This is a genomic window from Flavisericum labens (genome assembly GCF_045446075.1).
Lineage (GTDB): Bacteria > Bacteroidota > Bacteroidia > Flavobacteriales > Flavobacteriaceae > Flavisericum > Flavisericum labens.
Map to the genome: position 1 here is coordinate 1 of NZ_JBJJBQ010000022.1, position 12540 is coordinate 12540.

A 12540-nucleotide genomic window follows, 5' to 3' on the forward strand; every position below is an offset into this window, starting at 1 on the left:
TGTTACCATTGTTCAGCTTTAATTTATAAATTTAATCCTTTAATAATCTGTATCGGTTATTTAGGACTAGACAAATAGGTTATAGAAGGAGCGACAAGCTCAAAATTAATTGGTCTGGGCGGGTGTCCAACCTATTATTGGTATTTAGGTTACTATTTATGAAAGTGGCTTCATTATCGCTAAAACCACGTTCATACCTTAAATCAATACCAAGTTTTTTAAAGTTTAGCCCAATACCGAAGTTTAAACCAACGGTAAAATCGTTTTTTACATTGTTAATGCTTATGCCATCAAACTCGGTGTCTAAGATATATTGAAACGATGGACCACCAAAAACACTCAATGGACCTATAACCTTGGCGCCAACTAAAATAGGGGCGTCTAGTTTCTGCATTTCAAAAGTGTCGTCGTCATAATCACTTTTTGTACTGGTATAAACCAGCTCTGGCCTTAAATAAAGGTTTTTACCAATTTTTCCAAAAATGCCCAAGTGGTAACCAATGTTTCGGTCTGGGTGCTTGGCATTGCTGCTTATCGATTCAAAATAATCACCATTGGCATTATAGTTTAAGCCACCTTTAAAACCAAACCCTTCTTGAGTTTGTGCGGAAATGGTTGCCGGGATCAGTAGAAGCATTACCAATGCAAAGAATACATTTTTTAAATTTATCATAATGTTCGTTTTTAGATTTCGATTTATATATCAAAAACGCTGCCAAAGCCATATTATTTTCTTTTCAACAATTGTCTAATCATTTTTCAGTAAATTACTTTTGCTTCTAGTTGTTATTTTTAATACGAATCAGTGAACCTACATTTTATCTGACGGAAGCTTATTTTAAAAGTAAAAAATATGTAGGTTTGCGGCGAATAGACTATAATATGAAGTTTGAATTAAAAGGAACGGATACCCAAAGCAAAGCTAGAGCGGGAAAAATAACTACTGACCATGGCGTTATAGAAACACCTATTTTTATGCCTGTAGGTACGGTGGCAACGGTGAAAGGAGTGCACCAACGCGAGCTTAAAAACGATATAAACCCTGATATCATTTTAGGAAACACATATCATTTGTATTTACGCCCACAAACACAGATACTTGAAAAAGCTGGCGGACTTCATAAATTCATGAATTGGGATCGTAATATTTTAACAGATTCTGGTGGTTATCAAGTTTACTCACTTTCAGCAAATCGAAAAATTAAAGAAGAAGGCGTTAAGTTTAAATCACATATTGATGGCAGCTATCATACATTCACTCCAGAAAACGTTATGGAAATTCAGCGAACCATTGGCGCCGATATCATAATGGCTTTTGATGAGTGTACGCCGTACCCATGCGATTATAATTATGCCAAACGTTCTATGCACATGACCCACCGTTGGCTGGATAGATGCATCAATCACTTAGAAAAAACACCGTTAAAATATGATTATAACCAAGCTTTTTTTCCGATAGTTCAGGGAAGCACATACAAAGATTTACGAAAGCAATCGGCCGAGTATATTGCCAACGCCGGTGCTGTTGGAAATGCTATTGGAGGACTATCTGTAGGCGAACCAGCCGAAGAAATGTACGCTATGACCGATGTGGTTTGTTCTATTTTACCAGAAGATAAACCAAGATATTTAATGGGGGTGGGCACACCAATCAATATTTTAGAAAATATTGCGTTAGGTGTAGATATGTTTGATTGTGTTATGCCAACTCGAAATGCGAGAAACGGTATGTTATTTACAGCAAACGGAACCATAAACATTAAAAATTTAAAGTGGGCTGAAGATTTTTCACCCGTAGACGATATGGGAATTACTTTTGTTGATACGGACTATTCTAAAGCCTACTTACGCCATTTATTTACCGTAAATGAAAGATTAGGTGCTCAAATAGCCACCATACACAATTTAGGGTTTTATTTGTGGTTGGTTCGTGAGGCTAGAAAACATATATTAGCCGGAGATTTTAAATTCTGGAAAGACAAAATGATAAAACAAATGGATAAGCGTTTGTAACTGAATGAAGATACTTGACTGGTACATATTAAAACGTTATCTATTAACATTTACCATGTTATTATTATTGTTTATACCAATAATGATAACCGTTCATCTCGCCGAAAAAATTGGTAAAATTTTAGAAAACGAGGTGCCAATAGAAGAGGTGTTAATTTACTTTCTGGATTTTACGGTTTACTTTACCTTTCTGCTTTTTCCATTGTTTCTCTTTATTTCGGTTATTTGGTTTACTTCTAAACTGGCAAATAACACTGAGGTTATTGCCTTTTTGAGCTCAGGAGTTTCATTTACACGGTTCTTAAGACCTTATTTGATAGGCGCAGCGATTGTAGCGTTATTTTCAATTCTGTTAGGTTTGGTTTTGGCTCCAAAAGCCAGTGAAGGTTTTAACGACTTTACCTATAAATATTTAAAAAAGCATAAAAGTGCTGTCGATAACACCGATGTTTACAGGCAAATTAATGACAATGAAATTATTTTCGTTAGCAGTTTCAATATAAAAAATAATACCGGAAGTAATTTTACATTGGAGCATTTTGAAGATAACCAATTGAAATATAAAATTTCAGCGAGCAGTATAAAATATATTGAAGAAGACACCTTGTACAGGTTAACAAACTATGTGAAAAGGGACATTGGCCAAAATGAAGATGAACTGAACATTGTAAGATATAAGGACACACTTTTCGATTTTGATGTTGATGATTTAATTCCAGTAATTTATGCGGCTGAAACTAAAATGTACGGTGAATTAAAACGGTTTATAGCCAAAGAAGAAGCTCGTGGGTCGTCAAATGTTGGACGCTTCAAATTGGTGTTGTACCGTAAATGGAGCCTCCCAGTTTCGGTATTTATATTAACCATTATTGCTGTAGCGGTATCGTCTATAAAAAGAAGGGGTGGTATGGGGGTGAACCTCGCTTTGGGCATTTGTATTGCCATGGTTTTTGTTTTTTTTGATAAGATTTTTGGCGTAATGGCAGAACAATCAGATTTTTCACCTGTAGTGGCGGTATGGTTTCCTAACTTTCTTTTTGGTATTTTAGCTGTTTACCTGCTGTATAATGCCAAGCGCTAAATTTACAAATTATCTGCATCTTCATTTTTTAGTTTTTATAGCTGGTTTTACAGCTATTTTAGGTGAGTTAATTTCCATAAAGGCTGTTGATTTGGTTTGGTACAGAATGGTAATGGCCGCAGTTTTAATGCTTGTTTTTATTTTTTTAACCAAAGTTAAATTGGTTATCAGTTTAAAGGCCTTATTGAGGTTTTCAATAGCTGGAGTTATTATAGCGTTACATTGGATAACCTTTTTTGGAGCCATAGACGTGTCAAACGTTTCCATTACGCTTGCCATGTTTTCAACCGGAGCATTCTTCGCTTCCATCATTGAACCCATAATTTACAAGCGTGGTATTATTTGGTACGAAATTCTTTTTGGGATAGTCGTTGTTATTGGAGTTTTCATTATTACTCAAAGTGAAATAAAATATTGGTTGGGTATTGTCCTCGGAATACTGTCTGCATTTTTATCATCATTGTTTGCTGTGTTAAATGGTAGTTTTCTAAAAAATCATTCGGCAACCGTTATTTCGTTTTATGAGTTTTTAAGTGGTGTAGCATTTATTTCCATTTATTTATTCTGCGTTGATGATGGCTTTTCAAACACCTTTTTCAGCATCAGTTCAAAAGATTTTTTGTACCTTTTTATTCTGGCATCAGTTTGTACTGCCTATGCGTTTATTGCGTCGGTTTATATTATGAAAGAAATAAGTCCGTACACCGTTGTGCTCACCTATAACCTGGAACCGCTTTACGGTATTATCATGGCAATTTTATGGTTTCCAGAGAAAGAAAAAATGAGTACAGCGTTTTATTATGGTGCTTCTGTAATTATAGGTGTCGTGTTGTTAAACGCCTTCTTGAAATCCAACAGAAAGCTAAAAAGAAAGTATTCTTAAATGGAATATAGGGTTAAACAGAATTAAAGTTTTTATATTTGTACACTAACTAAAATTAATAGCCAAAACAAAATTCTTATGGAATATTTAGAATTTGAACTTCCTATAAAAGACCTCGAGGACCAGTTGCAAAAGTGCAAGGTGATTGGAGAAGAAAGTGATGTTGATGTTACCGAAACTTGCAAGCAAATTGAAAAAAAATTAGCCTCTACACAGAAAGATTTATATAAAAATTTAACACCCTGGCAGCGTGTGCAATTATCACGTCACCCAAACAGACCTTATACTTTAGATTACATTAAAGCGATTTGTGGCGATACTTATTTAGAATTGCATGGCGATAGAAGTTTTAAAGACGATAAAGCCATGATTGGTGGTTTGGGTAAAATTGGCGACCAAAGTTTTATGTTTATTGGTCAACAAAAAGGTTACAATACAAAAACCAGACAGTATAGAAATTTTGGGATGGCAAACCCAGAAGGTTACAGAAAGGCTTTGCGTTTAATGAAATCGGCCGAAAAATTCGGTATACCAGTAGTAACGCTTTTAGATACCCCTGGAGCGTATCCTGGTTTGGAAGCGGAAGAGCGGGGGCAAGGAGAGGCCATTGCAAGAAACATTCTAGAAATGACCAGGTTAAAAGTGCCTGTAATTACGGTTGTAATAGGTGAAGGTGCTTCCGGCGGGGCCTTAGGTATTGGCGTAGGAGATAAAGTGTTAATGTTAGAGAATACTTGGTATTCAGTAATTTCACCAGAATCATGTTCATCCATTCTTTGGCGAAGCTGGGAATATAAGGAACAGGCTGCAGAGGCTTTAAAACTAACTGCTGCCGACATGAAAAAACTAAAACTAGTGGACGCCATTATTAAAGAACCTCTTGGAGGTGCCCACAGAGATCGCGAAAAAACTTTTAAAACCGTTAGCAACGCAATCGTAAAAAATTACGAGGATTTAAAAAAGTTATCACCAAAAGATTTAGTAGAACAACGAATGGCAAAATATGCCGATATGGGTGTTTATAAGGGGTAATAACTTAAAACAAATAACAATAACAAAAAATCCGAAGTTAAAACTTCGGATTTTTTGTGGCTATTCACAATTTTTTTAAGTTATTAACAGTTAAAATGTTAACTGTTTGTGAACAATCAAAACAAAAAGAAATCCATATAACACTTTCTTTTTAATTACTTTCGTAGTCATGAAACAACCAAACCAACTTCAAGGATATAAAGTCGATAAAAGTACCCTAATTAGTCTTGAAAAAGGAAAAATACCGCCACAAGCTGTTGATTTAGAAGAAGTTGTGCTTGGCGCTATGATGATTGATAAAAAAGGTGTCGATGAGGTTATCGATATTTTAAGTCCAGATGCATTTTATAAAGATGCCCATCAACACATTTTTGAAGCTATATTTCAGTTGTTTGAAAATAGCGAACCGGTTGACTTATTAACCGTTTCTACGCAGTTAAAGAAAAATGGTAAACTAGAATTGATAGGTGGTGATTTTTATTTGATTTCTTTAACCCAAAAAGTATCATCTTCTGCCCATATTGAGTTTCATGCTCGTATCATTCTTCAAAAATTCATCCAACGTAGTTTAATAAAAATTTCAAACGAAATTATTGAAGACTCTTACGATGAAACCAAGGATGTTTTTGATTTATTGGATAAGGCCGAATCCAAACTTTACGAAGTTACCCAAGGCAACATAAAAAAATCTAGTGAAACAGCACAAGAACTGGTAATACAGGCCAAAAAGAAAATTGAGGAAATCTCAAACAAAGAGGGGCTTAGTGGTATTCCAACTGGGTTAACTAAATTAGATAAATTAACTTCGGGTTGGCAACCTTCCGATTTAATTATCGTGGCCGCACGTCCAGGTATGGGTAAAACGGCTTTAACTTTATCAATGGCTCGAAATATTGCTGTTGATCAAAATATCCCGGTAGCATTCTTCTCTTTAGAGATGGCATCGGTACAGTTGATAACCCGTTTGATTTCTAGTGAAACAGGTTTGTCTTCAGAAAAATTAAGAACGGGTAAACTCGAAAAGCATGAATGGGAGCAGCTTAACGTAAAAGTTAAGGATTTAGAAAAAGCACCGTTATATATAGACGATACACCATCTCTTTCCATTTTCGATTTAAGGGCAAAAGCAAGACGATTATCGTCCCAACATGGTATCAAACTTATTATGATTGATTACTTGCAATTAATGACTGGCGGAAGTAGCCATGCTGGAAACCGTGAACAGGAAATATCGATGATTTCAAGGAACTTAAAGGCCTTGGCTAAGGAACTTAATGTTCCAGTAATCGCTCTGTCGCAGTTATCACGTGCCGTTGAAACTCGTGGTGGCAGTAAACGTCCGTTATTATCAGATTTACGTGAATCTGGTGCTATTGAGCAGGATGCCGATATAGTAAGTTTTATTTACAGACCCGAGTATTATAAAATTGATGAGTGGGATGATGAAGAACGCTCACCAACTGAAGGCCAAGCTGAGTTTATAGTGGCAAAGCACCGTAATGGAGGATTGGAAAACATTAGGTTGAAATTTATTGGTCATTTAGGTAAGTTCGATAATTTAGATGATTTTGATTCCCCATTTGAGTTCCATTCAAAAATGAACGCTTCAGAAAGTGAAGATGGTTTTAAATCAGATAATTTTAAAGCTAGTCCCGATCAGGCATTTGGTAGTTCCTTTAACGATGATGATGACAGCGATGTTCCGTTTTAGGCATTAAAGTCCTGTTAAACAATGCAAAATAAAAACAAATTTGGTTATCTTTCGATAAAATTGGGGTTTGGTCATTTCAAAAAAGGGACGATGGAGAAACCCCATTAAGTTTTAACCTCAATTGAAAAAAATATTATTTACACTATTATTAATCTGCTTTGGCTTAAAAAGCTATGCCTCGTACATCCTTATTCCTATGGATGCTGATGGGCAAAAAAACCATTTAAAAGCTTACGGAATAACGTATTGGACCTTAAGTAAACAATTGAAGGTAAAATGGCTTTTGAATTACAAAGGTGGTGCGTTTTTACTTCCGGATACTGAAACCATTCAACGTGAATGCCAAATTAGAGGGGTCTCTTTTGAGGTTATATCTAACGATAAAGCGGCAAGTATTCTTCAAGAAATAAGTAGTCCCAGTCAAAACATGGAAGCTGTAGTTTTAGAAAAGGCACCTAAGATAGCTGTATATACACCGAGTGGAAAATTGCCATGGGATGACGCTGTAACTATGGTTTTGCAGTATGCCGAAATTCCTTATGAAACAGTTTACGATGAAGAGGTTTTAAATGACGGCTTATTGGTTTTTGATTGGTTGCACCTTCATCATGAAGATTTTACTGGGCAGTATGGTAAGTTTTATGCGCAGTATCGCGCTGCTTCCTGGTATATTGAAGAGAAAAGGGACGCCGAGGCTTTGGCGCAAAAACTGGGTTATAATAAGGTTTCTGATGCTAAATTGGCTGTGGCGCTGAAAATCCGTGACTATGTTGTTGGTGGCGGGTTTATGTTCGCTATGTGTAGTGCTACCGATAGTTTTGATATTGCGCTCTCCGCTGAAGAAGTGGATATATGTGAACCCATGTTTGATGGCGATGCAAGCGACCCGGGTTATCAAAATAAAATTAATTACAATAAGACATTTGCTTTTACGGATTTCCTTTTGGAAAGGAGTCCAAAGGTTTATGAGTTTTCATCTATAGATATGACTAGAAAGCGTATGATTCCCAAAACGGCCGATTACTTTTCTCTTATGGAGTTTTCTGCAAAATGGGACCCTGTTCCAACAATGCTTTGCCAAAATCATACGGCTTTAGTTAAGGGGTTCATGGGGCAAACCACATCGTTCACTCGAGATGAAATTAAATCGAACGTATTGGTTATGGGCGAAACAAAAAGTAATGGCGAGGCCAAATATATTCATGGTATAAAGGGAAAAGGCTTTTTTACCTTTTATGGAGGTCATGACCCTGAAGATTATCAACACAGGGTTGGTGACTCCAAAACGGAACTCGATCTACACCCAACTTCACCAGGCTACAGGCTGATATTGAATAATGTCTTATTTCCTGCGGCAAAAAAGAAAAAACAGAAGACTTGATTATAGAGACTACTGAGAAGATTTCAATAAAAGGATATTTTAATCACCATGCCAACGCGCAGAATCTAAATTTCAATTATTTGAGTTACTTTTTTAAAAGTATATATAAAACCATCGGCAATTTCCCCCTGTGAGGTATGGTTTTCATTGAGTATAAAAGTAGAGTCTTCAACCGTAATTTTCCCCAATTCGTTCCCATTAACAACTAAAAAATCTTCACTGCCTTTTGCAATAAGAGAAAAGTTAAAAAGACCAGATTCTAAACCAGACTGTTTGGTGTCGTCAGTATTTCTGTTTTGAACGTTTAAAGTGCCATTAACATCATTAAAGTTCCAAACTACAGTATCTTGACTAAACTGGTTATCTACTCCCGCAAGGCCTCCAGTTGTATTTGTTAAATGCCAAAAAACAACCGTAATCTCTCTACTTTCATCTTTATTATTGTTATTAAGAGAGCAATTAGTCAACAATAGAAAAACCGTAAGCGCTTTGATGAAATGATATTTCATAGTTGTTGCCGTTTTTTCGTTTGTTTTTAATTTACAAAATAACTTTGACTATTTTTGGATAAAATTAAAGTATGACAGTTTTTCAGAAAGAAATTAGGTTAAAAGAATGCTCTAGAGGGTTTCATTTAGTTACAAATGAAATTTTAGATGCCATCCCTGAAGTTAATCAAATTAAAATAGGGCAGTTACAGGTTTTTATTAAGCATACTTCGGCCAGTATAACAATAAATGAAAATGCGGATTATACGGTAAGAACAGATTTTGAAAGTCATTTTAACAAAATGGTTCCGGAAAACGCACCATACTATAAGCATACTTACGAAGGGCCTGACGATATGCCTGCGCATATTAAGGCATCATTATTAGGTAGCTCTATACTTATTCCCATTACCAATGGTAAACCCAATTTAGGTACTTGGCAAGGTATTTATTTATGCGAACACAGAGATTACGGCGGTAGCAGAAAGTTAGTTGTTACTGCTTTTGGAATATAAAAAAATCCGACTCTTTCGAGCCGGATTTTATATTAAGCGAATAATATGTTTTACAATAGGCAAAAAGCCTTATTTTACTTTCTCTATAACAGCTTTAAAAGCTTCTGGGTTGTTCATAGCTAAATCTGCTAAAACCTTACGGTTTAATTCAATATCATTAGCTTTTAATTTACCCATAAATTGAGAATAAGATAAACCGTGTTCTCTGGCTCCGGCGTTAATACGCGTAATCCATAATGCACGGAATGTTCTCTTTTTGTTTCTACGGTCTCTGTACGAGTATTGCATCGCTTTGTCAACCGCATTTTTAGCTACTGTCCAAACGTTTTTACGACGTCCGAAGTAACCTTTTGCTTGTTTTAATACCTTTTTTCTTCTGGCTCTTTTGGCTACAGAATTTACTGATCTTGGCATAATTTTAAATGTTTTTTGTAGTAGGCGGTCGAAAATCGACACTTTAATTGAGCCTAACTCCAGGGTTTATAAATTGTTTTAACCGATTAAAAACGTATTACTTTAAACGTAACATGGTTTTAATGTTATCTTCGTCAGCCTTGTGCACTAATGTGTCATGGGTTAACGCTAGCTTACGCTTTTTAGATTTCTTTGTTAAGATGTGACTCTTAAAAGCGTGCTTTCTTTTAATCTTACCAGTACCGGTTAACTTAAAACGTTTTTTGGCACTAGATTTTGTTTTCATTTTAGGCATTTCTTCTCCTAGTTTTTAATTATTTCGCTTAATTATCTTTAGTCCTGAAAATCAGGTCATTTACTTTTTAAGGGGAGCAATAAACATGGTCATTCGTTTGCCTTCCAATCGAGGCATTTGCTCTACTTTTCCATATTCTTCAAGATCTTGTGCTAATCTTAAAAGAAGAATTTGTCCTTGCTCTTTAAATACTATTGAACGTCCTTTAAAGAATACAAATGCTTTTAATTTTGCACCATCTTTTAGGAACTTTTCAGCATGTTTCTTCTTAAACTCGTAATCATGGTCATCAGTTTGAGGACCAAAACGAATTTCTTTAATGGTTACTTTGCTAGCTTTAGCTTTTAAAGCTTTCTCACGTTTCTTTTGCTCATAAAGAAACTTTTTATAATCCATAACTTTACAAACAGGAGGGTCGGCATTCGGAGAAATCTCTACTAAATCCAGTCCTTCTGCATCTGCTATTCGCATGGCATCACCTTTGGTGTAAATACCAACTTCTACATTGTCTCCAACGAGACGTAGTTTTTGAGCTGTAATTTTAGAGTTAATCTTGTGCTTATCCTCTTGTATTACCCTTCTGGGTTTTTGTCTTCTTCTAATTGCTATGGCGTTATGGTTTTAAATTAAACTTATTTTTATTTATTGATTAAAACGATTTCAACGTTTTTTTTATGTCTTCTTTTATGATTTCCGTAAACTCTTCTATAGAAATCATGCCTAAATCTGCTCCACCGTGTTGACGCACAGTGATTTTGCCTTTTTCCTCTTCTTGCTCACCAATGATGACCATATACGGGTGTTTTTGCATTTCGGCTTCCCGAATTTTCTTCCCAATAGTCTCGTTTCTATGGTCTACAAGGGCGCGAATTTCGTTATTTTCTAGCAAATTTAAAACTTTTTGGGAGTATTTTTCATATTTCTCACTAATAGATAAAATAATAACTTGCGTTGGCATGAGCCAAAGTGGGAAATTACCTCCAGTGTGTTCCAGTAGTAAAGCTACAAAACGCTCCATGCTACCAAATGGTGCACGATGAATCATAACCGGCCTGTGCGATTCATTATCGCTGCCTTTGTAAGTTAAATCAAAACGTTCAGGTAAGTTGTAGTCTACCTGAATAGTGCCAAGTTGCCAACGTCTGCCCAAGGCGTCTTTAACCATGAAATCAAGCTTTGGTCCGTAAAAGGCGGCTTCGCCTGTTTCAATAACATAGTTAAGGCCCTTGTCTTCGGCAGCATTGATAATAGCTTGTTCGGCTTTTTCCCAATTGGAAACATCGCCAATATATTTGTCGGGGTTTTCAGGATCCCTTACAGAAACTTGAGCGGTGAAGTTTTCAAAACCTAATGAACCGAATACATAAAGCACCAAATCAATAACATTTTTGAACTCTTCATCCAATTGTTCAGGCATACAGAATAAATGGGCGTCATCTTGAGTAAAACCGCGCACTCTTGTAAGACCATGCAATTCGCCGCTTTGTTCATATCTATATACGGTGCCAAATTCAGCATAACGCTTTGGTAAATCTTTATAGCTCCATTGAGCGCTTTTATATATTTCACAGTGATGTGGGCAATTCATGGGTTTTAATAAAAACTCCTCATCTTCCTTTGGTGTATGTATAGGTTGAAAACTGTCCTCACCATATTTAGCATAGTGCCCAGATGTAACATATAGTTCTTTTTGGCCAATGTGTGGTGTAACAACCATTTCGTAACCAGCTTTCTTTTGTGCTGCTTTTAAGAAGTTTTCCAAACGTTCTCGTAAAGCGGCACCTTTTGGAAGCCATAATGGGAGACCCTGTCCTACTTTTTGAGAAAAAGTAAAGAGTTCAAGTTCTTTCCCTAGTTTTCTGTGGTCGCGTTTTTTTGCTTCCTCAAGCATGTTTAAGTACTCGGTAAGCTCTTTTTGTTTTGGGAACGAAATACCGTAAACTCGAGTTAATTGTGGTTTGTTTTCGTCACCTCGCCAATATGCTCCTGCAACACTTAATACTTTTATGGCTTTTATAATTCCCGTATTGGGTATATGGCCACCACGACACAAATCGGTAAAAGTAGAGTGGTCGCAAAAGGTTATGGTGCCATCTTCAAGATTTTCAATCAATTCAGTTTTAAACGGATTCTCTTTATAGAGATTCAAAGCTTCAGCTTTACTTGCCGAACGCATTTTAAAATCATGTTTTCCGCGGGCAATCTCTAACATTTTGTTTTCAATTGCTTTGAAATCCTTTTCAGAAACCGAGTGCTCACCAAAATCTACATCATAATAAAAACCGTTTTCAATTGCAGGGCCAATGGTAAGTTTGGCTCCAGGATACAATTCTTCAATAGCCTGTGCCAAAACGTGGGCGCTACTGTGCCAAAAGGCAGTTTTACCTTCGTCGTCTCTCCAAGTGTACAAAATCAATTTGCCGTCAGTGGTCAATGGCGTTACGGTTTCTACGGTTGTGCCATTAAAACTTGCTGAAATTACATTTCTGGCCAGCCCCTCGCTAATGCTTTTTGCAACGTCCATTGGCGTAGTACCTTCTTCAAAGGTTTTTACACTCCCATCCGGTAAAGTAATATGTATCATATAGTAAATTGAAATTCGGCTGCAAAGATAACAGTATAAAAAAATCCACACAACTATATATATAAGTATAATTTTCATTTAGCGTTCCCCTGGGGGTCGGGCTTTTTGCCGTATCTTTTTTTCATTTCTCAAAAAAGGATGCC

13 protein-coding genes are annotated in these 12540 nt (G+C 36.1%); 7 read left to right on the plus strand and 6 right to left on the minus strand.

Annotated elements, in window-relative coordinates; all coding sequences use genetic code 11:
• Window positions 1-79 precede the first annotated feature (79 nt).
• Window positions 80-637, minus strand: a complete 558-nt coding sequence (locus ACIEHO_RS16285; protein WP_456237554.1) for an outer membrane beta-barrel protein — start codon at window positions 635-637, stop codon at window positions 80-82.
• A 245-nt stretch (window positions 638-882) separates the two neighbouring features.
• On the opposite strand from ACIEHO_RS16285, the gene tgt reads away from it, so the two are divergent.
• The 6 genes from tgt to ACIEHO_RS16315 all read left to right on the plus strand — a co-directional run bounded on the left by tgt (window position 883) and on the right by ACIEHO_RS16315 (window position 8101).
• Entirely contained in the window at window positions 883-2013 is a 1131-nt protein-coding gene (gene tgt / locus ACIEHO_RS16290) for a tRNA guanosine(34) transglycosylase Tgt (RefSeq protein WP_406973691.1), read from the plus strand.
• Between the two features lie 4 nt (window positions 2014-2017).
• The gene (locus ACIEHO_RS16295; protein WP_406973693.1) at window positions 2018-3094 is read left to right on the plus strand and encodes an LptF/LptG family permease; all 1077 of its coding nucleotides are present in this window, start codon (window positions 2018-2020) and stop codon (window positions 3092-3094) included.
• Complete coding sequence (locus tag ACIEHO_RS16300; RefSeq protein WP_406973695.1) at window positions 3081-3977, plus strand: DMT family transporter; 897 nt, start codon at window positions 3081-3083, stop codon at window positions 3975-3977. The genes ACIEHO_RS16295 and ACIEHO_RS16300 overlap by 14 nt, the downstream gene beginning before the upstream one ends.
• Window positions 3978-4055: 78 nt before the next feature.
• A complete protein-coding gene (locus ACIEHO_RS16305; RefSeq protein ID WP_406973697.1) occupies window positions 4056-5009 on the plus strand; it encodes an acetyl-CoA carboxylase carboxyltransferase subunit alpha in 954 nt (317 codons plus the stop codon).
• Between the two features lie 169 nt (window positions 5010-5178).
• On the plus strand, window positions 5179-6720 hold the full coding sequence (gene dnaB / locus ACIEHO_RS16310) for a replicative DNA helicase (RefSeq protein WP_406973699.1): 1542 nt from the start codon (window positions 5179-5181) through the stop codon (window positions 6718-6720).
• 196 nt (window positions 6721-6916) lie between these two features.
• Window positions 6917-8101: an asparagine synthetase B gene (locus ACIEHO_RS16315; protein ID WP_406973708.1), complete on the plus strand. Its 1185-nt coding sequence runs from the start codon at window positions 6917-6919 to the stop codon at window positions 8099-8101.
• A gap of 65 nt (window positions 8102-8166) precedes the next feature.
• Here ACIEHO_RS16315 and ACIEHO_RS16320 read toward each other — a convergent pair whose 3' ends face one another.
• On the minus strand, window positions 8167-8610 hold the full coding sequence (locus ACIEHO_RS16320) for a hypothetical protein (RefSeq protein WP_406973701.1): 444 nt from the start codon (window positions 8608-8610) through the stop codon (window positions 8167-8169).
• Window positions 8611-8681: 71 nt separating this feature from the next.
• Between ACIEHO_RS16320 and ACIEHO_RS16325 the strand changes: the two genes are divergently transcribed.
• Window positions 8682-9104 carry a secondary thiamine-phosphate synthase enzyme YjbQ gene (locus tag ACIEHO_RS16325; RefSeq protein WP_406973703.1) on the plus strand — a complete coding sequence of 141 codons (423 nt, stop codon included), beginning with the start codon at window positions 8682-8684 and terminating at the stop codon, window positions 9102-9104.
• A 69-nt stretch (window positions 9105-9173) separates the two neighbouring features.
• Here ACIEHO_RS16325 and rplT read toward each other — a convergent pair whose 3' ends face one another.
• The 4 genes from rplT to thrS all read right to left on the minus strand — a co-directional run bounded on the left by rplT (window position 9174) and on the right by thrS (window position 12397).
• On the minus strand, window positions 9174-9518 hold the full coding sequence (gene rplT / locus ACIEHO_RS16330) for a 50S ribosomal protein L20 (protein ID WP_109308747.1): 345 nt from the start codon (window positions 9516-9518) through the stop codon (window positions 9174-9176).
• Between the two features lie 97 nt (window positions 9519-9615).
• Entirely contained in the window at window positions 9616-9813 is a 198-nt protein-coding gene (gene rpmI / locus ACIEHO_RS16335; protein ID WP_019388182.1) for a 50S ribosomal protein L35, read from the minus strand.
• Window positions 9814-9873: 60 nt separating this feature from the next.
• The gene (gene infC, locus ACIEHO_RS16340) at window positions 9874-10386 is read right to left on the minus strand and encodes a translation initiation factor IF-3 (protein ID WP_406973710.1); all 513 of its coding nucleotides are present in this window, start codon (window positions 10384-10386) and stop codon (window positions 9874-9876) included.
• Window positions 10387-10462: 76 nt separating this feature from the next.
• Window positions 10463-12397: a threonine--tRNA ligase gene (gene thrS / locus ACIEHO_RS16345; RefSeq protein ID WP_406973706.1), complete on the minus strand. Its 1935-nt coding sequence runs from the start codon at window positions 12395-12397 to the stop codon at window positions 10463-10465.
• Window positions 12398-12540 lie beyond the last annotated feature (143 nt).

Coding starts and splice junctions, on each gene's coding strand:
- ACIEHO_RS16315 (WP_406973708.1), top strand. CDS start 6,917: ATGGATGCTGATGGGCAAAAAAACCATTTAAAAGCTTACGGAATAACG.
- tgt (WP_406973691.1), top strand. CDS start 883: ATGAAGTTTGAATTAAAAGGAACGGATACCCAAAGCAAAGCTAGAGCG.
- ACIEHO_RS16285 (WP_456237554.1), bottom strand. CDS start 637: ATGCTTCTACTGATCCCGGCAACCATTTCCGCACAAACTCAAGAAGGG.
- ACIEHO_RS16305 (WP_406973697.1), top strand. CDS start 4,056: ATGGAATATTTAGAATTTGAACTTCCTATAAAAGACCTCGAGGACCAG.
- ACIEHO_RS16320 (WP_406973701.1), bottom strand. CDS start 8,610: ATGAAATATCATTTCATCAAAGCGCTTACGGTTTTTCTATTGTTGACT.
- ACIEHO_RS16295 (WP_406973693.1), top strand. CDS start 2,018: ATGAAGATACTTGACTGGTACATATTAAAACGTTATCTATTAACATTT.
- ACIEHO_RS16300 (WP_406973695.1), top strand. CDS start 3,081: ATGCCAAGCGCTAAATTTACAAATTATCTGCATCTTCATTTTTTAGTT.
- thrS (WP_406973706.1), bottom strand. CDS start 12,397: ATGATACATATTACTTTACCGGATGGGAGTGTAAAAACCTTTGAAGAA.
- rplT (WP_109308747.1), bottom strand. CDS start 9,518: ATGCCAAGATCAGTAAATTCTGTAGCCAAAAGAGCCAGAAGAAAAAAG.
- ACIEHO_RS16325 (WP_406973703.1), top strand. CDS start 8,682: ATGACAGTTTTTCAGAAAGAAATTAGGTTAAAAGAATGCTCTAGAGGG.
- rpmI (WP_019388182.1), bottom strand. CDS start 9,813: ATGCCTAAAATGAAAACAAAATCTAGTGCCAAAAAACGTTTTAAGTTA.
- dnaB (WP_406973699.1), top strand. CDS start 5,179: ATGAAACAACCAAACCAACTTCAAGGATATAAAGTCGATAAAAGTACC.